The sequence below is a fragment of the Geobacillus stearothermophilus ATCC 12980 genome, assembly GCF_030369615.1.
GTDB lineage: Bacteria > Bacillota > Bacilli > Bacillales > Anoxybacillaceae > Geobacillus > Geobacillus stearothermophilus.
In genome coordinates this window covers 2,620,190-2,644,813 of the sequence record NZ_CP128494.1, presented here as the reverse complement: position 1 = coordinate 2,644,813, position 24,624 = coordinate 2,620,190, and the positions used below count along the sequence as shown (strand labels likewise).

Below are 24,624 nucleotides of genomic sequence, written 5' to 3'. Positions count from 1 at the left end.
TTTTGTTAGTTTTGACTGTTTTTAATCAGGGCTTTGTTAAATTTCAATGTTGATTTTTAAACCACACAAAAAGACCGAAATAAATTCGGTCTTTTTGTGTGTCTTCTTCAACTATTGCATTATTCTTTCACATTTAGCAATCGCATGCTGTTTAATGTTACGATTAATGTTGCTCCCATATCGGCAAATATCGCTAACCATAGCGTTAACCAACCAGGCACAATTAACAGTAATGCCAATGCCTTAATCCCTAAAGAGAAAGTAATGTTTTGCTTAATAATCGCTAAAGCTTTGCGGCTCAATTTAATCGTATATGGCAATTTGCTTAAATCATCAGACATTAAGACAATATCGGCTGTTTCTAGGGCTGTATCGGTTCCAGCACCACCCATTGCCACACCAACGGTTGAAGCTGCAAGAGCTGGTGCATCGTTCACACCATCTCCAACCATCGCCACGCTTTGATGCTTGTCACGAAGCTCTTTGATGAAATTCAGTTTATCTTCTGGAAGTAAATCGGCTTTAATATCGGAAACACCGACTTGTTTTCCGATGGCTTCGGCTGTTCTTTGGTTATCTCCCGTCAGCATCACCGTTTTTTCAATACCGACTTGATGAAGTTTTCGAATAACCTCTTTGGATGATTCTCTTATTTCGTCTGCCACGGCAATTAACGCCAGAATTTCTTTTTCCGTCCCTAATATCATGACCGTTTTCCCTTGTGTTTGAAGGGTTGTAATTTGTTCTTTTATTTCTGATTGGATGCCATTTGGAAGAAGTTCTTCAAAAAGACCTGGACTTCCGACATAATACATTGCGTTATTTACTTTGGCTTTTACCCCTTTACCTGTAATGGATTGGAATTCTTCAACCGATACATCATTAAAATTCAATCCATCTTCTTCTGCTTTTCTTATAATGGCGGAAGCAAGTGGATGTTGTGAGCCTTTTTCAATGGTTGCTGTAATGGTCATTAGTTCATTTTCATCGCCATTATAAGTGACCACATCGGTGACGGAAGGAACACCTTTTGTTAATGTTCCTGTTTTATCAAAAGCAATCACTTTTAAGTTTCCTGCTTCCTCTAAATAAATACCACCTTTAATTAACACACCGTTTTTCGCTGCATTTCCAATGGCAGTTACAATCGAAACAGGCGTGGAAATAACCAACGCACACGGACAACCAACCACTAATACAGCTAGACCTCGATAAATCCATTCGCTCCAATCAGCACCCATAAATAATGGAGGAATAACGGCTAGTAAAAGAGCAAAAATGATAATGGCTGGTGTATAGTATTTGGCAAAACGATCTACAAACGCTTGAGAAGGTGCTCGTTCTGCTTGAGCTTCTTCCACTAAATGGATGATTTTCGAAAGAGTTGTATCTTCCACTCGTTTTGTCACTTTTACTTCCAATAACCCTTCTTCATTCAATGTTCCTGCAAAGACTTCATCACCGACTGTTTTGGTTACTGGAACACTTTCTCCCGTAATGGCAGCCTGATTTAGCGTAGATGTACCCTTGATGACGATTCCATCCATCGCTAATTTCTGACCAGGCTTTACGATCATAATATCTCCGACTTGAATATCGTCAACAGGGACCATCATTTCTTCATTTCCGCGACGAATTAATGCTTCTTTTGGAGCAATATCCATCAACGATTCAATGGATTGACGAGCTTTATCCATGGAATAACGCTCTAAGGCTTCGCTAATGGCGAATAGAATAACAACCGTTGCACCTTCTCCCCATTCACCAATCGCTGCAGCTCCTAAAATCGCCACTGTCATCAGCGTATTCATATCAAAATTCAATCGAACTAGGTTTTTGAAACCTTTTATAAATAACGAATATCCACCGATTAAAATTGCTGCAGCATATCCAATTGTCGCAAAGATATGCTCTTCTCCGTATTGCTTCCCTAAAAACCAACTGATCACAAGCAAAACGGCGGAAATATACACTTTAATGTTCTCTTTTTGCTTCCAAAAAGGTTCACGCTTGACTGCTTTTTCTTTATCTTCCCGAACCTTTAAGTTTTCAAAAGCTCCTGCTTTTTCTAATTCTTCGATGGTTGTTGTACCCCAAACGGTAATTTTAGATGCTCCAAAGTTTACTTTAGCATCTTGAACACCTGGCAATGATTTTACATTATTTTCAAACTTTGCCGCACAGTTTGCACAAGTAAATCCTTGAACACGGTAGGTTTTCGCTTCTGATTTAGATAATTTTGCTTGTTGTTCAGACACGGACTTTCACCTCTTTATCATGTGCTAACGCAATCATGATTAACTGCTTAATATGGTCATCATCCAGCGAATAAAATGCTAGCTTTCCTTCTTTTCGATACTTTACAATCCCTTGTTTATAAAGAGTCCGTAAATGATGGGAAGTGGTTGCAACAGAAGCCCCAATGATATTGGCAATATCACATACACATAACTCTTCATCTTGGCAAAGTGAATAGGCAATTTTTGCCCTATTTTCATCTGCCAGTGCTTTAAACAACAGGACAACACTGGATATATCTTCTTTTTGCAATTCCCCTTGTATTCGATTGACTTTTTCTTCGTCATAACAATAAATTTCACATGTATCTTTCTTACTCATTCATTATCCCCCTTTCATATTCAAATTTCCGTTTGAATATATTATACCTCATTTCTTTTATTATTCAAACATTTATTTGAATGAAAAACAAAAAAGAATTGGATGTAAAAAATCAACCTAATATTTACCAGGCATTTCATTTAATTATATAGACTCCCATGACAAAAAAATTTCGTCACCATCGGAAGGATGAAAACAACCTTCTGTCGAATGGTCTCCTTGCGGCTGGGGTCATGAGGTCGTTGTATCTATGGTACGTAAAAGTCCGATATATAGACGGACCCCAGTAGTCTGGTGCACTACGGAATGTCGCTCCCTTGAGGGAAGCACGCAGGATAGAATGCTTGAACAAAGGCTACTGCACCAGCTGTTTTTGAGAACGAAGCAGGGAGGGGGACCGATGCGCGTCTTGTATGAACGCTGTTGCGGATTGGACGTGCATAAGCAATCGATTACGGCTTGCGCCCTTACCCCTGAAGGAAAAGAGATTCGCACGTTTGGTACGCTGACCGACGATCTCGAGGAGTTGGTGGATTGGCTGAAAGAAAAAAAGGTGACGCACGTTGCCATGGAGTCGACGGGCGTATATTGGAAGCCAGTGTATAATCTCCTCGAAACAGAGCCGATCGAAGTGCTTGTCGTCAATGCCCAACACATCAAAGCGGTTCCCGGGCGAAAGACCGATGTCAAAGATGCCGAATGGATCGCGGACTTACTTCGCCATGGATTGCTAAAAGGGAGTTACATCCCTCATCGAGCTCAGCGGGAGCTCCGGGAACTGAACTGGTCCGTTATCGGCGCAGTTTGATCGAGGAACGGGCACGGGAGCTCAACCGCATCCAAAAAGTGCTGGAAGGAGCCAATATCAAGCTTTCTTCGGTCGTATCCGACATCAACGGGATGTCGGCCCGGCTCATCATTCGCGCCCTTATCGAAGGAAAAGACGATCCGGCGGCCCTCGCCCAGCTCGCCAAAGGGCGGCTGAAACAAAAAACGGAAGAGCTCCGGCGCGCGTTGAAAGGAGTGATGGGGCCGCATCAACGCATGATGCTGGCCGAGCAATGGCGTCATGTGGAGTATTTAGATGAAGCGATTGCCCGGTTGGATCGAGAAATCGAGGAACGAACGAGCCCTTTTCATGAAGCGCTGGAGCTCATCGATACGATCCCGGGAGTGGGGCGGCAAAGCGCGGAACAAATTGTAGCGGAAATCGGGACGGACATGAGCCGGTTCCCTACCGCCGCGCACTTGGCCTCATGGGCCGGAATGGCTCCCGGGAATCATGAGAGTGCAGGGAAACGGTTGTCAGGTCGAACGAGGAAAGGGAACAAGAAGCTGAGGTCGTGCCTCGTGGAATGCGCCCGTGCCGCCGCCCGAACGAAGAACACGTACCTATCGGCCAAGTATCATCGGATCGCCAAACGAAGAGGAGCGAATCGAGCGAGTGTCGCGGTCGGGAGAACGATTTTAGAAATGATCTATTACATCTTAACTCGAAAGGAACCGTATAGAGGGTTGGGAGCCGACTACTGGGATCGGCAGCGAGAAGCGAGCATCGTGCGTCAAACGGTGAAACGATTAGAGGGGTTAGGGTACGAAGTGAAACTGGAAAAAACGAGTGCATAGCACTTATTAACCATATATATACTGAAATACCTTCCTTTGGAATCCGATTCCGAAGGCTAGGTGGGCTCCGTTTTTTGTCTTAAATGGTGTTTTCAGGATAGATGCACCTTGAAAAGTTAACTTCTGGATTACACTGCACACCCTAGGCGTTGTAGCACTTCCTTCGGGCGTTCATGGATGTAGTCCACAAACCGGGCAATGGCTTGGGAGATATCGTTTTGATCTTTGTGAAACACATTGGCAATGACAGTGTCTTTCAGCCATTTCCACAAGCGTTCGATCGGGTTCAGTTGCGGAGAATACGGAGGAAGGTAAATGAAGTGAAAACTCCGTCCTTCTTCCCGCAAAAACTCTCTCACCATTTTGGCATGATGAATTCGGGCGTTATCCAGCACCAAGACGATGAGACGATCCGGGTAACGCTCTTTGAGAACCCGCAGGAAATCCAAAAACGTTGTCGCATTGGCCGCTCCTGCTTGATAAAGAACTGTTTCGCCATCATGGACGTTAACGGCGCCAAACAGCGATACGTGAGCATGATGGCCGAACGTCGGCACTTGCTTTTGACGGCCAACCTCTGACCATGTCGTACGCAACACATGATACGATCGGATATGCGTTTCATCGATGTACAACAGGACGGAATCTGGATCGATTAAGTTTTTTTTATTAGATCCATTTGTTTTTCGAAGTGTTTTTGCCGATCCGGATCTCCTTTCGCCAACGTGTAAGTCGGCCGGGTCCACGAAAGCCCTTTTCGATGCAAGAGTTTTCGCAAGGCTTCGCGGGACATGGAGATGCCATAATGGTGGTGTACATAGGATTGAAGGATCTTCGTATTCCACGCCGAAGCGATGTCCCAGCCCAGCTCCGCGGGTGTCGTGGTCAACACAAGGTGTTTGATCTCTTCCTGCTGTTCTTCGGTGAGAAACGGCTCTCGCCCAGGGGCAAAATCCCGATGAAGCAGGAGTTCCAGGCCCCCTTCGTTAAACAGCGACACATAATGGGAAACGGTTTGGCGGCACACGTTGACCATGGAGGCCACGTCTTTGCCCAAATAGCCTTCCATGACCAGGCGGACGGCCATCACACGTTGGCGGAGATGAGCGTTTTTGATCTTCCGTTCCTGCTTGCGGAGTTTCCGGGGCGTCCATCCATGGTTGTCGGTGATGTTGAGACGTTTCATGCAGAATTCCGCTCCTTTCCCATGCTTTTCCTTAGGAGCAGTATAACCAGAGTGGGCACCGCTTATGCGAAGGTTAACTTTTCAATGAGCATGTATATAGACGCTTGTCCAAAATGTTCATCTATGGCATCTTCATATGTCATCACAAAAGACATAATCGGCTACCGTCCTTGTTTGTAGATGTCCACTAATTTTTTGCCAAAGGGAGAAGGTTTGGCTATTTTTTTCCGTAATTCGGCAAATGGAAGATCCTTATCCGGTTTATTGGTCTGTTCCGTGCAAGACAGTGTCACCCTCATTTTCGTTTCCAAAGCGGAGGGCATATTGATCACCTCATTGATTCTCCTTTCTAAAAATTATAATGCTGACCGAAAAAAATGTACACATTTTCCTTTTACTACTATACCCATACCCTTGTTCATGAAAACATAAACTAGAGAGAGAATCTCCCTTAAAAGGGGAATGATCGAAAGAAAAGAGGGGAACGGAAAAGAAATCTTCTTTCCAGCCTGTGAGCGAACGATTTTCAAGCAATGGTAAAGCAGCTTTCAAAAAAGAAAATGGAAAAAGATCACCCTCCCTGTTATGATGATAAAGGGTTCAGCGAACAAGGTGTCTACTTTCGTTTGTTGTTTAGATACCTTTTTTTGTTGGGAAAAAGGTTGTTGGCAGGTGAAACGATGAGAGCTTTCCTTTCCCGCTGGCTCCCCGTCATTCTCTGGTGCCTCGTCATTTACAGCTTCAGCGAGTCTTCCTGGTTCACCGGGGCGAATACGGCGCATGTGCTGCAGGTGATTTTATCGTACTTGCCGTTCGGCGGCGGGGATGAAGAGGGGTCGTCATTTTTGAATTTTTTGATTCGCAAAGCGGCGCATTTGACCGAGTTTGGCATTTTGGCCGCGCTTGTGTGGCGGGCGCTTGCGCCAAAACGGTTTGCGTATGCGGGCGCTTGGCTGTTTGCGACAGTGTATGCGGCAACCGACGAGTGGCATCAATCGTTTGAACCAGGACGGACGGCGACGCCAAAAGATGTGGCGATTGATTCATGTGGGGCGCTCCTGGCGCTTTTGATTGTATGGGCTTGCCGCTGTTGGGCAAGGACCAAGCATCGGGCGGTCAAACGCGGCGTATAATAGAACAAAGCTCTCCCATCGTATAGATTTAGATGTAAACGGAAAGAATGGCCAATAACGAGTTTGTGAGAAAAGGGAGAGAGGGCCATGGTCGCGTTTATCGCGGGAATGTTTGTGGGTTCGTTTGTGATGCTCGTCATCATGAGCATGATGGCGGTGGCGAAACGGGCGGATGAAGCAAGCGAACGGTGGAGGGAAAAGTGAGAAGCTTGCAGAGGGGCGTTAGGCAATGATCGAACGCCTTAGGTGTTCTAAGACATGCTGGTTAATACAGATGCACGGTTTCATGCACGGGAGCAGCGGCAACTCCCTTGATAAAAAGGGGCTAATGGATGATGGCTGCTGTGGTTGTCGCTGATCATTTCGTTTGCGTCGTTGGTCGCGACAGTCGTTGTGCGGTATCAAAAGAAAAGTCCTCTACTAGGTGTAGGTGGGGGTGGGGCGATTCTGCCTATTTCTAGACCGTTGCACTTTTTGCGGTCGCTGTGCGTGTTGGTCAGGGCATTGGCAGTTGTCAATGTCCAGTTTTTTATCCTATGCTTTTATCTTATTAATTTATAACCGTGATCCGGGCAAATCACAATATGGCTTCGGGAAAACGTCGAGGCGCGGGAGTCTATCGCTTTTGTTTCGTACAAGGAGGGGGAAGAAAGATGGCTCGGCCATCGATTACGGTGATCGGCAGCCTCAACATGGACTTAGTCACTGTGGCGGCGCGGTTTCCAAACCAAGGAGAGACGATTTTAGGCGAACAGTTTCTCACCACTCCCGGCGGCAAAGGGGCGAACCAGGCGGTGGCCGCCGCTCGCCTCGGCGCCGATGTGCGGATGATTGGCGCGGTGGGGGATGATGCGTTTGGTCAAGAGCTCATCCGTTCGTTGCAAAATGAAGGCGTTTCCGTCGATTGTGTGAAGTCGGTTACACATGGGAGTACAGGCATTGCTGCGATTACGATTTCTGAGCGGGACAACCGCATTATTGTCGTCCCTGGGGCGAATCATGCGCTGACGCCGGAGGATCTGGATCCATATGAATCCGTGATCGCCGAAAGCGATGTGTGCTTACTGCAGCTGGAAATCCCGCTTCCTGTTGTGGAGTGGGCCGTTTCGATCGCGCATCGCCACGGCGTGCGCGTCATCGTGAACCCAGCTCCAGCCCAGCCGCTGCCGCTCGTGGTGCTCGAGCAGGCGAGTTTCTTGACGCCGAATGAACATGAACGGGGCATTTTGTTTGACAAGATGGATGAAGAATCGTTTGTCGATCAGCTCATTGTCACCGAAGGGGCCAAAGGGGTGCGCATTTGGCAAGATGGACAAGAACGGCTCATTCCAAGTTTCCACGTTCCCGTCGTGGATACGACGGGCGCGGGCGATACGTTTAACGGGGCGCTTGCCGTGGCGCTCGCGGAAGGGAAGGCGCTTCATGAAGCGTGCCGATTTGCCAATGCGGCTGCGGCTCTGTCCGTGACAAAACTCGGGGCGCAAGCTGGGATGCCGAGACGAGAGGAGGTGGAATCATTTTTGGCCGAACAGGAACGAAGTCAATGAGGCAAAAAGTCGATGTGCTGTTGGTCAACCCGACGGACTCGAGCGCTGTCACGTCTGCGATTGAATCCGCCAACAGCGCCAACATCCCGGTCATTACCGTCGACCGCAGCGCGGACGGCGGGAAAGTGGTCACCCATATCGCTTCTGACAATGTGGCTGGGGGAAAAATGGCGGCGCAATTTATCGTCGACCACTTGAAAAACGGCGGAAACATTGTGGAATTGGAGGGGATTCCGGGCTCCTCGGCCGCACGTGAACGGGGAGAAGGATTCCACCAAGTGATCGACAAAGCAGCCAATGTCAACTACCCCCACTTCGCGAACGCTTGAAGTGGGGGCTTGCAACTCCCCAGAAGTACAAGCGGACTTCGTCCTCCTTCCTTGACTTGGGGTTGCATCAGGGGGCAGGTTGACAACTACCCAACGACGCAGGTCATGCCTGCATCGTTACTGATTCTCTCGGTGTGTCTGTTGGCAGTACTTGGCTTCCACACACAACAGACGGACCTACGCTCGATGTTTTACGGTTACAACGTTTCCTGTAACCAACTCCATACATCGAGTAGCCGTGATTGGAGTGCCTTTATTGAACGGTTTTCTCCACGCCTTTATTCTATCATACACAAAAGAAAGGGGGAACGCGCATTCCTCTCCCACTTACTCCCTTTGGTCGTTGAAGTGGGAGTCTCCTGCGCGAAATAGGATGAAAGTCGTGGCCAAACAGGCGGCGGATTTTGACCGGGCCAAAGGATTATCGTTCATGGAAAACATTTTGCAAAGCCATAAAGACATTCAAGCGGTCTTTGCCCATAATGACGAAATGGCCTTAGGGGCGTTGGAGGCGCATGGGATGAACAACGTGTTTGTTCCCTCGACCGGCTCCATTAACCATCGGAGGTCATAAAGAAACGCATTTTGGTTCATACTAAAGAAAAAGATGGAAAAAGAAAGGAACCCACCATGCTTCGAGAACTCGACTGGATGACGTACATCATGATCATTTTAGCCAGCTATAGGTTCACCCACTTGATCGTCTTTGATAAGATCACCGAATTCATTCGCAATCCGTTTATGAAAAAAGAGACAATCCGGCATGAGGACGGCCATACGGAAATCAAAAAAGTGCCGAAATCGAAATTCGGCTATTTGTTGAACTGTTACTGGTGCGCGGGGGTGTGGAGCGCGATTTTTCTCGCGCTTGGGTATTTATTCATCCCGAAGATCGCCATGCCGTTCATTTTTATTTTTTCGATCGCTGGGGCGCAAGCGATTTTGGAAACATTCGTCGGGGTGGGGACGAAGGCAATCGATCTTCTGTCGGCGGCGAAAAAGCGGATGGACTGACATTGGCGGGCGTACGGCGGAAACATGCGGCACGCTCGCTTTTCTTGCTTTTGTCGATACATCATGGTTAACTTATATCATACTGATTGACGGAAACCATTTCATTGGTCGGCGTGGCCGTTTCATGACGGATGTTCGTTTTTATATAAGCAAATCATGATATGATGATGAATGGAGGGGTGATATGCCGCAACTCGCAATGGAGATAGGAGCAGCCGCTCGGGTGTTGAAGCTGCTCGGCGATCCGACGCGGCTGACGATTTTGGCGATTTTGAATCAGCGGGAGTGCTGTGTGTGCGAGCTGCTTGAGGTGTTTTCGACCAGCCAGCCGGCGATCAGCCAGCATCTTCGCAAGTTGAAAGACGCCGGGCTGATCCAAGAGGAGCGGAGGGGGCAATGGGTGTATTATTCGCTCCGGCCGCAAAGTGAATACTACTCGCTGCTGCAAGCGGTGTTGTCGTACGTTCCGGACCAAGGCGAAAACATTCGCAAAATCGAGACAGCGAATCCCGCGGCCCGCTGCGGGTGCTGACTTTAAACGCTGGCGTTTACGGCGGGGAGCAACAACTTTGAGCTGGCCATTGCCGTCGCCGTTGGGGTGTTTGGCATTCATTCGGGCGCGGCGTTTGCGGCAGTTATCGGTCCGCTCATTGAAGTGCCGGTGATGCTGGCGCTTGTCAACGTAGCATTGGCGTTTCAGCGAAAGTATTTTTCTTCGGGCAATCCAACATCAACGTAAAGGTGGGAACCAGCGATGAAGAAAAAAGTCATATACTTTTTATGCACCGGCAACTCGTGCCGCAGTCAAATGGCGGAAGGCTGGGCGAAACAACTTCTTGGTGAGGAATGGGAAGTGCACAGCGCCGGCATTGAAGCGCATGGCCTCAATCCGAATGCGGTGAAAGTGATGAAGGAAGTCGGCATCGACATTTCGAACCAAACGTCTGATGTCATCGACCCGGATCTCCTCAACCGCGCTGATTTGGTCGTGACGCTGTGCGGCCATGCGGCCGACCACTGCCCGGTCACACCGCCGCACGTGAAGCGCGTCCATTGGGGCTTTGACGACCCGGCGAAAGCGGAAGGGACCGAAGAGGAGAAACTCGCGGTGTTCCGCCGCGTCCGCGATGAAATCGGCGCGCGCATCCGCCGGTTTGCCGAGACGGGGGAATAGGGGCGGTGCAGCGAGGCAGGCGCAAAGAGCGGGGAAACTATCTTGCATAGGGTGCGCAGCAACTGCTCGTCGAAGTGCGGCCGGAAACGGGGAATTGGCTGGGCGGACGAAAACCGCTCAGCGTGACGAAGATGGTGAGAAGCCATCTTGTTGATAGACGAAATGAGCACATCGATGAAGGCGGTGCCACATTAGGTCACAGGAGGAGAAACGAAATGGAGTTATTTCATCAGTTAGCTCGCCGAAACATCAAAATCCGCAAACAGTCCGGTTTCGGAGCGCAATGGCGACAACAGTGGGAAGAGGTGTTTGCCGGCCATTTGACAGCGGAAGAAAAACAACACATCCACCTTCATAATCGGAATGGAGTCAACGGCTACTTATGGCATGTGTTCAGCTATGGGATGAGAGGCTGTTTCACAGGAGAAGAAGCGGAAATGGCGTTTGATCAAGAAGAGAAAACATGTTGCTATCTTTTCTTTCAACATGGCGACGATGCGTTCACCGTGGAGGATGCGTCCGGCTTGAAAGCCGCCGATCTGGCAACGGAAAACGACAAAATCGATCTATATGTGGTGGACAGTGAGTTCAACTGGACGTTTGTCATGACGCATGAAAGCGGATGGCTTGGCCCGTATTTTAGCAGAAGGTGACAGCCATGGCTTATCGGCGGCCAAGGAAATCCAATGAGACAGAAAGAAAAAGAGTTCCAACCGAGCCCCAGGAAGACTAGGTTGGAACCTTTTTATTATCGCTCGTCGGCTGGGAACACGATGCCGGTTTGTTTTCGCGCTTCGTCCATGATTTCCATCGTCCAAAGCGAATGGCGGTGCGAGTTGATGGCCGATTCGTGTTCTCCGTTTTCGATCAAACGGATAAACTCTTGTGCTTCATAATACATCGGCGGCTTGTCCTGCGGCGCGGTGATGTCCTCGACGCGTCCGTCGCGGTAGCGGATTTCCGCTTTGGCTGGTGTGTGGATGGCGTCGATGATCATGTTTCCGTCTTCCCCTTGAATCTCCGAAGGCAAGTGTGAGTTCGTGATTTTCGAATAAAAGACGACCGCGTCCATGTCGCCGTAATCGAGCACGATCGAGCCCTCGCCATCAACGCCGGATTCGAGCTTCACGCTTTGCGCCTTCACGCTGCGGGGTTGGCCGAACAAAACGACCATCGGGTACAGGCAATAGACGCCAAGGTCCATCAACGCCCCGTTCGAGAGAGCGGGGTTGAAGGCGTTGAGCACCGTTCCTTGCTTATAGGCGTCATAGCGCGATGAGTATTGGCAATAGTTCGCCACATAGCGGCGGATGCGGCCGAGTTTCGGTAAGTGCTCGCGGATGGACCGGAATGTGGGAAGCAACGTCGCCTTCATCGCTTCCATCAATACGACGCCGTTTCGATTGGCCGCTTCGATCATCGCTTTGACTTCTTTCGCATTGGAGGCGAGCGGTTTTTCGCATAAGACGTGCTTGCCGTGGTTCATGAGCCAAATCGCCTGCTCGGCATGAAGTGCGTTCGGGCTGGCAATATAGACGGCATCAATGCCGTCGCTTTCGGCCAGCTTTTGCAAGTCCGTGAACGTCCGCGGCGCCCCGACTTTGTCGGCAAACTGCTTTGCGGTCTCCTCGGTTCGCGAGTAGACCGCGGCGAGTTCGAAGGAATCGACGAGGCGCGCGGCGTCAAGAAATGCTTCGGTGATCCAGTTTGTGCCGATGGTTGCGAATCGAATCATGTTGTTTGGCCTCCTTCATTTGTATCGCCCCCATTGTACCACAAATCAACGGAGAGGCTTCGTTTTGTCATCGTCATGGAGCAACTGTGCTTTTCTCTCTAGTTTTCATACAGCTCGATCGGCAGCCCGTCCGGATCTTGGAAGAAGGTGAATCGTTTGCCGGTCGCTTCATCAACGCGGACGGGTTCGGGATCGATGCCGTGTTGGCGCAAGTAGGCAATGGCTTCATCGAGGTTGTCCACCGCCAAAGCAAGATGGCGCAGTCCGCACGCTTCCGGGTAGCTTGGGCGCTTCGGCGGGTTTTCAAAGGAAAATAGCTCAAGCTGAATGCCGCCATCAGCCTCCAAATCGAGTTTGTACGAACGGCGCTCAGCGCGGTATTGCTCCCGGATGGGGCGAAATCCGAGAATTTCTGTATAAAATCGTTTTGATCGTTCATAGTCCGAGCAAATCAAAGCGATATGGTGAATCGTGGCAAGGCGCATATTGCTTCCTCCTCTTATAAGACGAGTGATGTATTGCAAAATACCATTGAACTTATTCATTCTTCTTAGAGAAACCTCGTACAATTAACTTTTTTTGAACCATTTCCGCTCATTGGTACGAGACAGCCATGTTTCACGTCCTTCCATGTTTTTCGGAAAACTGCCTACCCATCACTGAAATCAGCAGCGGTTGAGCCTGTTCTCGGTGTTTCGGTCAAATCGAACCAGGAATTATTATTTTGCGATAATAGAAGGGGTTGTCGATGATTGTCGAAGCGGGCGAAAAATGTCTGCTCTCCTTATATTGACAGTTTGACAATCTATAGACTATCATAAATCTTGTAGGTTTAAAAATTTAAAATATTCATTTTATATTTTGGTAGAAAAAACGAATGGTCACCACGTTTTTTGTAAGCGCTTAACTCCTATGTTTCCTCATGATCGCCGCACCATGGATGCTGCACCATTGTGTTTGTTTCCCATCACAGCATGAGAACAAGGGGAAGGGGATATGGCATGATCTACGAATTTAAATTGCCTGACATCGGCGAAGGGCTGCATGAAGCGGAAATCATCCGCTGGCTCATTCGCGAAGGGGATGAGATGATTGAATCAGCGAAAATCGACGGCGCTGGGTTTGTCCGTATTTTTCGTTATATTATGCTCCCCTTGTCCATCACTGGATTTGTCGTCGTGGCGATCTGGCAGTTTACAAACATTTGGAACGAGTTTTTGTTCGCGGTGACGATCACGACATCGGACAAACAGCCGATCATGGTCGCCTTGCAAAACTTATCCGGCAGTCAAATCGTCCAATGGAACGTGCAAATGGCAGGCGTCTTGCTCGCCGCGCTGCCGACTTTGCTTGTGTACATTTTCCACGGCAAATACTTCGTCCGCGGCTTGCTCGCGGGGTCGGTGAAGGGGTGAGCCGATCAGCGGTGTAGATCAACAACCCCGGCGGACAATAGAATTGATTTCCCTATGTTTCAAAAAGCCGCTGATCCGCAGCTTTTTGCCATTGATATCCTCTCCCTTTTTCCAGTAAAATAGATACAACAAAAGATGCAGATGAAGAAAGAGAGGCGTACATATGATTTTGGGAGCCATTGAAGCCGGAGGCACAAAATTTGTCTGCGCCATCGGCGATGAACAAGGGAACATTCATGAGCGGGCGGTGTTTCCGACGACGGCGCCGGAAGAGACGATGGCGCACGTTATCGATTTTTTCCGCCCCCACAACGTGGAGGCGATCGGGATCGGGTCATTCGGCCCGGTTGATTTGCGTCCGGACAGTCCGACGTACGGGTATATTACGAGCACGCCGAAACAGGCGTGGGCACAGTTTGATTTTGTCGGCACGATGAAGCAGCATTTTCCCGTGCCGATCGGATTTGACACGGATGTCAACGCGGCGGCGCTTGGCGAACAGCGCTGGGGGGCGGCGCGAGGGCTTGACAGCTGCCTGTACATGACGGTCGGAACGGGTATCGGCGTTGGGGCAATCGTCGAGGGCCGCCTGTTGCATGGGCTGCTTCACCCGGAGATGGGGCATATCTTAGTCCGCCGCCATCCGGATGACGCGTTTGCCGGCGTCTGTCCATACCACGGCGACTGTCTAGAAGGGATGGCGTCTGGTCCCGCGATTGAGCGGCGCTGGGGGAAAAAAGGGGCGGAATTGGCGGACCGCCGTGAAGTATGGGAGTTGGAGGCCTTTTATCTTGCCCAGGCGATTGCCAACTACATTCTCGTGTTATCGCCGAAAAAGGTGATCACGGGCGGAGGCGTCATGAAACAGACGCACGTGTTGCCGCTTGTGCGCCGCTATGTGCAGGAACTGCTCAACGGGTATGTCGAGCATGAGGCGATTTTGCGACGGATTGATGAGTATATTGTCCTTCCAGGGCTTGGCGACAACGCCGGCATCGCAGGCGCGTTGGCGCTTGCGGCGAGAGCGATCGAATAGCAAGGACGGCCGTTCACCGTCTTCAATCAGGCGGTGGGGCCGTTTTTTGTTTGAAGGCAGGGATATTGACCGATTGTTCAACAGAATTAGCAAAAAATCGACCTATTGGTCAAAAAAATCATTTTTGAGTTGCAAATCTGTATAACATTAGTTTATAATTATTTTGACCATCCAGTCATAAGTGATATGGAGGCGAGGACAATGATCCATGCTCGACGGTTGGTGGAATGGCTGCAACAACAAGGTGTGCGCGCCGATTTAGTGAAACCGCGCGCGGTGTTGCCGTCGTACCGGCAATGGATGAGGGCGAATGGGAAAGGAATGAGTCGTTGCCATGGATGAACGGCGCGTTCGCTTTATTGAAACCGCGATGAAACTGTTTGCGGAAAAAGGGTATCATGCCACCTCGATTCAAGATTTGGTCGAGGCGTGGGGCATTTCCAAAGGGGCGTTTTACCATCATTTCGCCTCGAAGGAGGAATTGTTGCTTGAAGTGCTTCGCTATTACAGCGAAAAAATGGTCGCAGATTTCACGGCATCCGGCGGGGATGGCCCGGAAAAGGAGCGGTTTGTCCGCCAGTTGGCGGCCCATTTTTCTCACATTCGCGAGTACAAAGACTTTTTGCGCATGATCATGTCGGAACAATTGCCGAAAGTCAATCCGGAAGTGGAGCGGTATATGTTTCGCCAGCATGGGCGCCTTTTTTTATGGTATTGCACGCGCCTAACGGAGGTCTATGGCGAGGCGGTTGGTCCGTATGTGTATGATGTCGCCATGATGACGAACGGCATCATCCGGCAATATTTGTTTTACTTCTTTTTTCGCGAGGAGGCGTTTGATGCGGACGAGGCAGCTCGTTTTCTTGTGCGGCGCATTGATGCGATTGTCGCCAGCTTCACGGCTGATGAGCGCCCGCTTTTGACGGAAGAGTCGTTTGCGCCATGGGTGAAGATGGAGGAGCAGGAGCGAGAGCGTCAGCGGGAGCGGCTGGTTTCCGCGTTCGCCGCCGTCCGGGAGGCTGTCAACGGTCTCGATCCAAAGCAGGCAAGCGATGTGCTCGAAGCCATAGCAGCGCTGGAGGAGGAGCTGCTTGGACGGCACGCGCCGCCCCGCGTCTATATCGTCGAAGCGCTGCTGTTGTATTTGCGTCATCAACAAACGCCTCAACTGGCACCGGCTTTGGATGCATTGGTCAAAGAAATGGATGAATACCAACGACAAAACGGATGGGAGAGAGAAGTATGGAAAAAGCGATAGAAGTGCCGACGAGCACCATTCGTCATCGCCCGTTGCTCATTACCGGGCTGATCATTGCTATGCTGTTTGCGGCATTAGATGGGACGATCGTCGGCACGGCGATGCCGCGCATCGTCGGGGAGCTTCACGGATTGGGGATTATGACGTGGCTGACGACAGCGTATATGTTGACGTCGACGACGGTCGTGCCGATCGCCGGCAAGCTCGCCGACTTATTGGGCCGTCGGATTGTCTATGTGAGCGGGTTGGTCATTTTTATGGTTGGTTCAGCGCTTTGCGGCATGGCGAACGATATGACCGAGCTCATCGTTTACCGCGGCATTCAAGGACTGGGCGGCGGGATTATGATGCCGATGGCGATGATTGTCATCGGTGACGTGTTTACCGGCAAGGAGCGGGCGAAATGGCAAGGGGTGTTCGGCGGTTTGTACGGTCTCGCTTCAGTGCTCGGCCCGCAAATCGGCGGCTTTATCGTCGACCATTTGAACTGGCGCTGGGTGTTTTACATCAACTTGCCGGTCGGCATTCTCGCCACGGTGCTGATTGCGATGGGGTTAAGCAAATATAAAGCCGAAGGGCCGGTGAAATTTGACATCGCCGGGATGGCGACGTTGACGGCGGGCGTCGTCAGCTTGTTGTTGGGGTTGACGTTTGGCGGCGACCGATATCCGTGGGGGTCGTGGCAAATCGTTTCGTTATTTGCGGCCGCGGTTGTCTTTTTCGCTTTGTTTGTTTGGGCGGAAAAACGGGCGGAGGAGCCGATCATTCCGCTTTGGCTCTTCCGCAACCGGACGTTTACGCTGCTCAATGGCATCGGCTTTTTTATGAGCGTCGGTATGTTCGGCGCGATTATGTTTGTGCCGTTTTTTATGCAAGGCATTGTCGGTGTGAGCGCCACCCAATCCGGAACGATTATGACGCCGATGATGATCACGATGATCATCGGCAGCGTCCTTGGCGGTCGACTGGTATACCGGATCGGGGTGAAGCCGCAGCTGATCATCGGCATGGCCGTTATGGCGTCCGCATTCGGGCTGCTTGGCACGATGGATGTCGAGACGTCGAAATGGACGGCGACGATGTATATGATCATTCTCGGTCTTGGCACAGGGCTCGTGATGCCGATTTTGACGCTCGCCCTGCAAGAAAGCTTTCCGAAATCGGAGCTTGGTGTGGTGACATCTTCAAGCCAATTTTTCCGCTCGATTGGCGGGACGTTTGGGATGACGGTGCTTGGCGCCATCATGAACCACCGGTCGAGAGCCTTGCTTGACGAGCGGCTCATGCCAAAGCTCGAAGCGCTGCCGGCGCAGGCGAAAGGGCTTGTCGACCGCTTTGCCGATATGATCCATACCGACCCGCAAGGCTTGTATTCTGTCTTGCTCAGTCCGGAAGCGATGGCGAAAATTCCAGCGCCGCTTCGGGACATGTTCGTGCCGGTGCTGAAGCAATCGCTTGTCGATTCCCTGCAAGCCGTCTTTTGGTTCGGGCTCGCGTTTATCGCGGTCGGCTTGCTTTTCGTGTTCGGTTTGAAACGGATTGTCTTGTCTGATCGGGCAGAGGCGATGAAGCAGGCAAAAGAGGCTGATTGACACTCCGCACGCCTAAAGGCGTGGGATTCTTGGGTCGCTCACGTCCTCATCCATTTCTGGTTCGGACAACGCCCAAGTTCAGGGGTGTGTCATCACCCCATCCCATCGGGTTAGGATGTACCCCCATGGGCGGCGCACCTGTGACCAGTGCGCTAGGTTAGACGGCGAAGCCCGAAATCGCTTTGGCGATGTTGATGGCGCCATTCAAGTCGGCGTGGAGAGTGTATCCACACCTTTGGCATCGAAAGCGGATGCCGTTTCGGTTCGCTTTCTCTCGATAACCACATTTACACGTTTGGCTCGTGTAGGTTGGATTCACCCACTCAACGCGAATGCCCGCCATTTCCGCCTTATAGGCAATCATCGTTTGCAGTTGATGAAACGCCCAAGCATGAAGGCTTCGCCCCACTTCTTTGGCCGATGTTGCCCGCTTGCGAATCCCCGTCAACGCTTCCATTCGAATCACGCCAACACCGTTGGCGAGCGCAAAATTCACGATTTGACGGCTGATTTTGTGATTTTGATCCTTCATCCAGCGGGACTCTTTGCGGCCGATTTTGCGAATCATATGGAGCTTCTTCGCTTTGCCCAACCTTCGCCGCAAAGCCGCATATCGTCGGCGTACAAAGGCGCATTGGTTCCCTTTGAAAAACAGTGATTTCGTTCCCACGCTGGCCACAGCGATATAGCGAAGCCCAACGTCAACGCCCATCACCTTTGTTTCGTGCCGCGGCTTGACTTCAAAGGTGATCGCGATCGCCAAGTACCATTTCTTTCTCTTTTTGTAGAGCTTGGCTGCCCCTTGTTTAGCAGTTCCGTTAAGCAGCCGATTCAGCCATGCTTCTTGATAGGGGCGCGTGACGACCGGCACGCCAATTCGCTTCTCCAGTGTGGGGAAGGAAACCGTGTAGAACGCTCCTTTCTTTTCCACCTTTACGTTTTGGTTGTTAAAGCAACACCAGAATGTTCGAAACTTCTTTGTTTTCTGGTTTTTCTTTTGGGACTTCACTTCTCGAATCGTTTGATTCACGACGGCGGAAGGAAACCGCTGCGACGAAAACGCTTTAAAAATTTTGCTCGTCGCTTGATTCAGCTCGGGATGATCCAACAGCCAATTCGCAAACGCGGTATTCACTTCTGTCATCCGTTCATACATGTCCTGTTTGACTTTCGTTGGGTTGTGCAGTTCCAGCCTTAGTGTGATGGTCGGCATGGATTCACCTTCTTGCGACGATTACATGATACCGTTTTTTTCATCATCATTCAATATAAGAAAACGGCTCGCTTTCATCCCACTCCTCAAGGAGTGGGCTTTCTCGCTCGCAGGTCTGTAAAGAAAAGGACATGGCGGACCGCGCCTCATTTGGTCAGGTGGCGGACCGCCATTTTTTTGTTGCGACGAACAAACCGCTCCGAAGGGGATAAAGCATCTGGGAACGGGGGCGAAGGGGAGCGGTCGAGCTCCGTGCTTTTCATTGGCCAAGCGATTCATGCATCGCACATGGCGGGTTCACAGCGGCATCCCGCAATGGGCGGCTTACGGCGCACCTGCATCCTCGCTTTGGCCGAAGACGCGGGAGCGGGTGAGAAAGCGGACGCCTTCCGGGCCTTCGAGCGAAAACATGCCGCCGCGCCCGGGAACGACGTCAATGATGAGCTGTGTATGCTTCCAATATTCGTATTGCGCCTTGGCGATGTAAAACGGGCAGCCGCCGATTTCGCCAAGCAACACGTCGGAATCGCCGACGATCAACTCACCGAGCGGGTAGCACATCGGCGAGCTGCCGTCGCAGCAGCCGCCGGATTGATGGAACATAAGTGGGCCGTATTTCGCCTTTAATTTTTCAATCAATTTTAACGCCGCTTCGGTGGCGATGACTTTCGGTTCAATGAGGCATCGGATGCACCTCCTTTTGCATCACGGTCAAAGACAGGCGCCGGCCTGGCGCAGCTGCGCTGGATTCGTCGAATGGAATGGTTGCTGCGTTGTTTTCCATTCCATCATCAAAAGGCGTTTGCGTGGTTTTGGCGGCAATGGATGCAACAGTGGGCAAAATGCTGTGGAAGAGCAGGTGGACCAATGTCAGAACAAGCCAAGTTTTTTCGGCGAATAGCTGACGAGCAAGTTTTTCGTTTGTTGGTAATGGTCGAGCATCATTTTGTGCGTTTCGCGGCCGATGCCGGACATCTTGTAGCCGCCAAATGCCGCATGGGCCGGATAAATGTGATAGCAGTTCGTCCACACGCGGCCGGCCTGGATGCCGCGGCCGAAGCGGTACGCGGTGTTGATGTCGCGCGTCCAGACGTCGGCGCCAAGGCCGTACAGCGTCTCATTGGCGATCGAAAGCGCTTCGTCATGATCTTTAAACGTCGTGACCGCGAGCACCGGGCCGAAAATTTCTTCTTGGAAGATGCGCATTTTGTGATGTCCTTTGAAAATCGTCGGCTTGACATAGTATCCGTCGGCGAGTTCCCCTTCCAGCATGTTCCGCTCGCCGCCGATCAAAAGTTCGGCGCCTTCCTGTTTGCCGATGTCGATGTATGACAAAATTTTCTCGAGCTGTTCGGAGGAGGCTTGGGCGCCGATCATCGTTTCCGTATCGAGCGGATTGCCTTGCTTGATTTGCTTGACGCGTTCAAGCGCCCGTTCCATAAAGGCGTCGTAAATCGACTCATGGATGAGGGCGCGCGACGGGCATGTGCACACTTCGCCTTGGTTTAGAGCGAACATCGTGAAGCCTTCAAGCGCTTTATCAAGAAAGTCATCGTCTTTGTCCATCAATCGACTTCCAGGCCTTCCAGCCAGCGGCTCGCGTAGACGCTGCAAAGATGATGGAACACTTCGATCGCCTCGTTCGGGTCGGCGGCGAAAAAGACGCTCGCTGCCGTTTCGTTTTCTTCGCGGACGAACTCAAGCAAAAAGTCGGTGGCGATCCGGTTGAACAAAAGAAGCGCACCGTAGGAGCGCTCAAGCTGGCGTTTCCGCTCGAGCGGGTCATCGATGGACAAAAACGGACGCTCATAGCGGGCGGTCAGCTCCGGCAGCCGGCGCCGGATCGCTTGCTGGGCGTCCGTGAGCATCGCCTCGATCGTCTGTGGCGATAGAAACGTTTGCTCACGCAGCATGTAGCTCCAAATTTGCTTTAACGCATGCGCCGATTCGCCGGCGAAGGCGATGTTGCTGAGCAAATTATTCATATAGCGTTCGTCATCCGCTGCCTGGATGCGCAGTTTCATAATGATTTCGAGCACATCGGAATGGATTTTTTCTTTTCGCCATGGTTTGGTCAGTTCGTGAAGCAAAACGGAAAGACAACGTGCCGCTTCGTCTTTCGTCATCATTCGCCATTCCTTTCGTTGCGAAGTTGCCGCTTTCATTGTACCATGTTGCTCCCCATCCTTGAATGAAAAAGAAGTTGGAAAGGCGCCGGTCAAATACATGATTGCTGCTAGGGACCAGTTGGCGTATGATGATTTTAGAGATGAAAGAACGGCGCGACAGGCATATTTTCACGCGCCTGTCATATGCTCGAACGAGACGAAGGAAAGGAGAGAGGAGCATGAAGCCGTTGCGTCTGCGCGGCCACCATTTGCTTTGTGTGCACGGGTTTCGCGGCATGGGCTACAGCCCGTCGTTCGTGGAAAAAATGTGGGAGATCGTGGCCCGCATTCGCGATGAACACGACGATTTCCCGATTGAAGTCGTCGCGGCGCTCGATGAGGCGTGCCTCGCCTGTCCGCATCATGGAGAGACAACGTGTGAAGCCGGCCCCAATTCCGAGGCCCACGTCCGTTCGCTTGACGGAAACGTCATTCGCCATTTAGGTTTGGAGCCGGGCAATGTGTATTGGAAGTCTGAACTGATCCGGCGGACGGCGGAACGGGTCAAGCCGGATGATTTGGACGAGTTATGCCGCAACTGCTCGTGGCTGCCGTATGGCGTCTGCAAAGAAGGAATCGCCAACGTCCGCCGCGGCAATGTGGCACAAACGTGAGGCAGAGCGGCCGTTTTCGGAAAAAATCGAGGAGGAACGATGGAAAAACGGCGCTGTGCTGAACCATCATCCGTTTGTCAAGGCGGGGGGGGGGGCTGTTGCAGCACCTTCTTTCCATTGACGAAGCACGGCGCCATCTGTTTTGAAGAGAGTCATGGCCGGCGATGGCGGCGTTTTGGGACGTTGGCGGAAATTTCTAAAAAATGAATAGTTCCATGGGCGGAAAAATGTGATATGATAAACAATTATAGATACTTTCGACAGAAAGGGTCATGAACGATGAAAGTAGCTAAATTCGGTGGAAGTTCGGTGGCGAGCGCTGCACAATTCCGTAAAGTGGCCGACATCGTCAGCTCGGATATCGAGCGCCGCATCGTCGTTGTATCAGCTCCTGGAAAGCGGTATAAAGATGATGTGAAAGTGACGGATATGCTCATTCGGCTCGCCGAACAGGTGGCAGCGGATGAGCCGTATGAACAAACGATGCAAGAAATCACAAAACGATACGCCGACATTGTAGATGAACTTGAGTTGGAAGCTGATGGATTTTTGGCTGAACTTGTGGATGACTTACAATCCAAAATCAGCGCCTATCGGAACGATCCGCCCCGCCTGTTTGACGCCATGAAAGCGAGCGGCGAAGACCATAACGCAAGGCTGATGGCGATTTATTTGCAAGATTTTGGGCTTGAGGCGAGCTACGTCAGCCCGCTGGAAGCCGGCATCATCGTCACTGATGAGCCAGGCAACGCCCAAGTGCTCCCGGAGTCGTACGACAAACTGAAGCAGCTGCGCGAACGTCGCGGCGTTTTGGTCATCCCGGGATTTTTCGGCTATTCCCGATCGGGCCATATTGTCACGTTCCCGCGCGGCGGGTCGGATATTACGGGCTCAATCGTCGCCGCGGGCGTCAAAGCGGACGTGTACGAAAACTTTACCGACGTCGATTCGATTTATTGCGTCAACCCGTCGATCGTCGCTGATGCGCGCAAGTTGAAGGAAATTACGTATCGGGAAATGCGCGAGCTGTCGTATTCCGGCTTTTCCGTCTTCCATGACGAGGCGCTGGAGCCCGTCTACCGCGCCGGCATCCCCGTTTGCGTCAAAAACACCAACAACCCGGCGGCTCCAGGCACGTGGATCGTCGCCAAGCGCAATCATATCGACGAACCAGTCGCCGGCATTGCGAGCGACACAGGCTTTTGCAGCATCAACATCAGCAAATATTTAATGAACCGCGAAATCGGATTCGGCCGCCGCGTGCTGCAAATTTTAGAAGACGAAGGCATTTCATATGAACATACGCCATCCGGCATCGACAACATGTCGATCATTTTGCGGGCGAGCCAGCTCGCTGACGGAAAAGAAGAGCGCATTTTAGCCCGCATTCGCGAGGAGCTGGCGGTCGACGAAGTCAATGTGGAATACGGACTGGCGCTCATCATGGTGGTCGGCGAAGGGATGGAAAAAACGGTCGGGATGGCGGCCAAAGCGGTGACGGCGCTTGCCAATGCCAACATCAACTTAGAGATGATCAACCAAGGATCGTCCGAAGTGAGCATGATGTTCGGCGTCAAAGAAGACGTCGTCAACGAGGCGGTGCGCGCATTGTACAACGCCTACTTCCAACAGGCAACTGTAAGCCACCTTTCCTAACACGAAACAGGCGTCCGAAACTCGGGCGCCTGTTCTTATGTACCGAGAAGCCCCCGCTTTCACGCGATCAGCCGAAGGGGGGAATGAATCAGCGTCTTCCATCATGGATGTCCCCTAACGCCGCTCAAAATATCTTGAAAGAAGGACTTCGTTGGAACAGCCAAGTCACAGGGACAGACGGGGATGGTCTGGCTGGCAGTCTGCCTTATGGCAGGTGTCCCCGAGAATCTCCCATCTCTAAGCGTTTGCGTAGGTGGGAGAACGTTCAAGCGCTCTAGGCCAAGCTTTCTTCTTTTTTCGCTGGTTGGCGTACATAAGAGCGGCATGTTCGGAAAATACTACCAATGTACGTCAAAGAAAGCGAAAGGGAGGAAGACCGAATGCGGCAATGGCTAGGAATGGCTGTGCTTGTCGCCGTTTTCGCTTCGTTTCCGGCTGGGGCGGCGGCCATCAGCCGAAGCGAGCTTGAGCAGTATGCTGAGAGTGTCGGCTGGACAGTGAGCGACCTGTTGGCTTATTTGGATCAATACGGCTTGACAGCCGCCGATTTTCGCACCATGGATGAGATGAAACAATGGCTCGGCACGCCCATCACTGACGAGCGGCTTCATGCCGTTTTGCGTCGGCACGGGCTGACGGTCGAGGAGCTCGAGGCGCTGCTCGGCCAGTTTGGCGAAACGGTGCAAGACTACACATTTGTTGAAGACTTAGACCGGGCCGTCCGCTTTTACTCACAGCATAACGCCGCCATGCAGCAAATCAACGACTTGCTTGGGGTGCTCGGGATGACGGAACAAGAAGTACGCGCCTTCACCCGCCATATCGCCTCGATTGACGACCCGCAATTGGCTGGGCGGCTGGCGGCGCTTCGTGCGCAGCTGCGCCCGTTTGAGCAGACCGAGGGGCCGTGGACGGATGAGCAACGTCGCGAACTGCGAGCCCTTTGGGAAAAAGCGCTTCGTTTGCTGCAGCTTGAGGCCAAGTACTATGTCAACGGGCGGGAGATGGAGCCGTCAGCGGCCGCTGCAGCCGATACGAAGACGATCGACGTGAAATTGTATAACCGCCAAGGTGAAGAAATGGCCGATATCGCGATGACAAGGGACATGTTGACGTCCGGCTACATCGTCCGCGCCGGGGAGAAAGGGATTGAAGCCGGGCTGCTGGCGCTTGAGATGAAGGGGATGATGCAAGGAGAAAAATTGCCGGATACGGCGTCGCCGTATTTGCCGCAGGCGGCGGCCGGGTTGCTGCTGGCTGTCGCAGGCGCTCTCCTTTACCGGCGGGCGGGGCGCCTTAAAGGGTGAGC

Annotated in this window: 23 protein-coding genes and 6 pseudogenes; 19 read left to right on the top strand and 10 right to left on the bottom strand. The window is 51.5% G+C overall.

Annotation, left to right across the window (positions count from 1 at the left end; all coding sequences use genetic code 11):
- Positions 1–119: 119 nt before the first annotated feature.
- Both QSJ10_RS14370 and QSJ10_RS14365 read right to left on the bottom strand, forming a co-directional pair.
- A complete protein-coding gene (locus QSJ10_RS14370) occupies positions 120–2,258 on the bottom strand; it encodes a heavy metal translocating P-type ATPase (protein ID WP_033013733.1) in 2,139 nt (712 codons plus the stop codon).
- Entirely contained in the window at positions 2,251–2,619 is a 369-nt protein-coding gene (locus tag QSJ10_RS14365; RefSeq protein ID WP_011230088.1) for an ArsR/SmtB family transcription factor, read from the bottom strand. The genes QSJ10_RS14370 and QSJ10_RS14365 overlap by 8 nt, the downstream gene beginning before the upstream one ends.
- A 400-nt stretch (positions 2,620–3,019) precedes the next feature.
- On the opposite strand from QSJ10_RS14365, the pseudogene QSJ10_RS14360 reads away from it, so the two are divergent.
- Positions 3,020–4,245: pseudogene (locus QSJ10_RS14360) on the top strand (IS110 family RNA-guided transposase).
- A gap of 128 nt (positions 4,246–4,373) precedes the next feature.
- On the opposite strand, the gene QSJ10_RS14355 reads toward QSJ10_RS14360, so the two are convergent.
- Together QSJ10_RS14355 and QSJ10_RS14350 are read right to left on the bottom strand one after the other, a co-directional pair.
- Positions 4,374–4,880, bottom strand: a complete 507-nt coding sequence (locus QSJ10_RS14355) for an IS630 family transposase (protein ID WP_289493441.1) — start codon at positions 4,878–4,880, stop codon at positions 4,374–4,376.
- A gap of 20 nt (positions 4,881–4,900) precedes the next feature.
- Positions 4,901–5,431: a helix-turn-helix domain-containing protein gene (locus tag QSJ10_RS14350; protein ID WP_050368156.1), complete on the bottom strand. Its 531-nt coding sequence runs from the start codon at positions 5,429–5,431 to the stop codon at positions 4,901–4,903.
- A 680-nt stretch (positions 5,432–6,111) separates the two neighbouring features.
- Here QSJ10_RS14350 and QSJ10_RS14345 point away from each other — a divergent pair.
- From QSJ10_RS14345 to QSJ10_RS14300, 10 genes and pseudogenes are all read left to right on the top strand, one after another.
- On the top strand, positions 6,112–6,564 hold the full coding sequence (locus QSJ10_RS14345; protein ID WP_053532861.1) for a VanZ family protein: 453 nt from the start codon (positions 6,112–6,114) through the stop codon (positions 6,562–6,564).
- Between the two features lie 87 nt (positions 6,565–6,651).
- Positions 6,652–6,768, top strand: a complete 117-nt coding sequence (locus QSJ10_RS14340) for a DUF3789 domain-containing protein (RefSeq protein WP_011232702.1) — start codon at positions 6,652–6,654, stop codon at positions 6,766–6,768.
- Positions 6,769–7,217: 449 nt separating this feature from the next.
- Positions 7,218–8,111, top strand: coding sequence for a ribokinase (gene rbsK / locus QSJ10_RS14335; protein WP_053532852.1), 894 nt, complete (start codon positions 7,218–7,220; stop codon positions 8,109–8,111).
- A pseudogene (locus QSJ10_RS14330) lies at positions 8,108–8,413 on the top strand (substrate-binding domain-containing protein); the annotation flags it as partial. The gene rbsK and the pseudogene QSJ10_RS14330, both read left to right, overlap by 4 nt.
- A gap of 388 nt (positions 8,414–8,801) precedes the next feature.
- Positions 8,802–8,954 (top strand): annotated as a pseudogene (locus QSJ10_RS14325) (D-ribose ABC transporter substrate-binding protein); the annotation flags it as partial.
- Positions 8,955–9,070: 116 nt separating this feature from the next.
- Complete coding sequence (locus QSJ10_RS14320; protein ID WP_033006683.1) at positions 9,071–9,454, top strand: DUF1360 domain-containing protein; 384 nt, start codon at positions 9,071–9,073, stop codon at positions 9,452–9,454.
- Between the two features lie 184 nt (positions 9,455–9,638).
- Positions 9,639–9,986, top strand: a complete 348-nt coding sequence (locus QSJ10_RS14315) for an ArsR/SmtB family transcription factor (protein WP_053532853.1) — start codon at positions 9,639–9,641, stop codon at positions 9,984–9,986.
- Positions 9,987–9,992: 6 nt separating this feature from the next.
- Positions 9,993–10,193: pseudogene (locus QSJ10_RS14310) on the top strand (arsenic resistance protein); the annotation flags it as partial.
- Between the two features lie 15 nt (positions 10,194–10,208).
- A complete protein-coding gene (arsC, locus tag QSJ10_RS14305) occupies positions 10,209–10,628 on the top strand; it encodes an arsenate reductase (thioredoxin) (RefSeq protein ID WP_011232692.1) in 420 nt (139 codons plus the stop codon).
- Between the two features lie 215 nt (positions 10,629–10,843).
- On the top strand, positions 10,844–11,281 hold the full coding sequence (locus QSJ10_RS14300; RefSeq protein ID WP_053532854.1) for a DUF4275 family protein: 438 nt from the start codon (positions 10,844–10,846) through the stop codon (positions 11,279–11,281).
- A gap of 95 nt (positions 11,282–11,376) precedes the next feature.
- Here QSJ10_RS14300 and QSJ10_RS14295 read toward each other — a convergent pair whose 3' ends face one another.
- Both QSJ10_RS14295 and gloA2 read right to left on the bottom strand, forming a co-directional pair.
- Entirely contained in the window at positions 11,377–12,363 is a 987-nt protein-coding gene (locus tag QSJ10_RS14295; RefSeq protein WP_033013742.1) for a Gfo/Idh/MocA family protein, read from the bottom strand.
- Between the two features lie 98 nt (positions 12,364–12,461).
- Positions 12,462–12,848: an SMU1112c/YaeR family gloxylase I-like metalloprotein gene (gene gloA2, locus QSJ10_RS14290; RefSeq protein ID WP_033011380.1), complete on the bottom strand. Its 387-nt coding sequence runs from the start codon at positions 12,846–12,848 to the stop codon at positions 12,462–12,464.
- Positions 12,849–13,445: 597 nt separating this feature from the next.
- Between gloA2 and QSJ10_RS14285 the strand changes: the two are divergent.
- The 5 genes and pseudogenes from QSJ10_RS14285 to QSJ10_RS14265 all read left to right on the top strand — a co-directional run.
- A pseudogene (locus QSJ10_RS14285) lies at positions 13,446–13,778 on the top strand (carbohydrate ABC transporter permease); the annotation flags it as partial.
- Positions 13,779–13,941: 163 nt separating this feature from the next.
- Positions 13,942–14,814: an ROK family protein gene (locus QSJ10_RS14280; RefSeq protein WP_049625316.1), complete on the top strand. Its 873-nt coding sequence runs from the start codon at positions 13,942–13,944 to the stop codon at positions 14,812–14,814.
- Positions 14,815–15,015: 201 nt separating this feature from the next.
- Positions 15,016–15,156, top strand: coding sequence for a hypothetical protein (locus QSJ10_RS14275; protein WP_033013745.1), 141 nt, complete (start codon positions 15,016–15,018; stop codon positions 15,154–15,156).
- Entirely contained in the window at positions 15,149–16,072 is a 924-nt protein-coding gene (locus tag QSJ10_RS14270; protein WP_033013746.1) for a TetR/AcrR family transcriptional regulator, read from the top strand. Before QSJ10_RS14275 ends, QSJ10_RS14270 begins: the two co-directional genes overlap by 8 nt.
- Entirely contained in the window at positions 16,057–17,664 is a 1,608-nt protein-coding gene (locus tag QSJ10_RS14265; RefSeq protein WP_033013747.1) for an MDR family MFS transporter, read from the top strand. The genes QSJ10_RS14270 and QSJ10_RS14265 overlap by 16 nt, the downstream gene beginning before the upstream one ends.
- Before the next feature lie 157 nt (positions 17,665–17,821).
- Here QSJ10_RS14265 and QSJ10_RS14260 read toward each other — a convergent pair whose 3' ends face one another.
- From QSJ10_RS14260 to QSJ10_RS14245, 4 genes and pseudogenes are all read right to left on the bottom strand, one after another.
- Entirely contained in the window at positions 17,822–18,877 is a 1,056-nt protein-coding gene (locus QSJ10_RS14260) for an RNA-guided endonuclease TnpB family protein (protein WP_053532855.1), read from the bottom strand.
- A 324-nt stretch (positions 18,878–19,201) separates the two neighbouring features.
- The gene (locus QSJ10_RS14255) at positions 19,202–19,555 is read right to left on the bottom strand and encodes a DUF779 domain-containing protein (protein WP_033013749.1); all 354 of its coding nucleotides are present in this window, start codon (positions 19,553–19,555) and stop codon (positions 19,202–19,204) included.
- A gap of 192 nt (positions 19,556–19,747) precedes the next feature.
- Positions 19,748–20,437: pseudogene (gene adh, locus QSJ10_RS14250) on the bottom strand (aldehyde dehydrogenase); the annotation flags it as partial.
- A 5-nt stretch (positions 20,438–20,442) separates the two neighbouring features.
- The gene (locus QSJ10_RS14245; protein ID WP_230581305.1) at positions 20,443–21,003 is read right to left on the bottom strand and encodes a hypothetical protein; all 561 of its coding nucleotides are present in this window, start codon (positions 21,001–21,003) and stop codon (positions 20,443–20,445) included.
- A 221-nt stretch (positions 21,004–21,224) separates the two neighbouring features.
- On the opposite strand from QSJ10_RS14245, the gene QSJ10_RS14240 reads away from it, so the two are divergent.
- From QSJ10_RS14240 to QSJ10_RS14230, 3 genes are all read left to right on the top strand, one after another.
- Positions 21,225–21,659 (top strand): DUF1284 domain-containing protein, encoded by a 435-nt coding sequence (locus QSJ10_RS14240; protein ID WP_053532856.1) that lies wholly within the window; start codon positions 21,225–21,227, stop codon positions 21,657–21,659.
- Between the two features lie 279 nt (positions 21,660–21,938).
- On the top strand, positions 21,939–23,315 hold the full coding sequence (locus QSJ10_RS14235; RefSeq protein ID WP_049624691.1) for an aspartate kinase: 1,377 nt from the start codon (positions 21,939–21,941) through the stop codon (positions 23,313–23,315).
- A 380-nt stretch (positions 23,316–23,695) separates the two neighbouring features.
- Positions 23,696–24,622 (top strand): processed acidic surface protein, encoded by a 927-nt coding sequence (locus tag QSJ10_RS14230; protein ID WP_053532857.1) that lies wholly within the window; start codon positions 23,696–23,698, stop codon positions 24,620–24,622.
- The last annotated feature ends 2 nt before the right edge of the window (positions 24,623–24,624 follow it).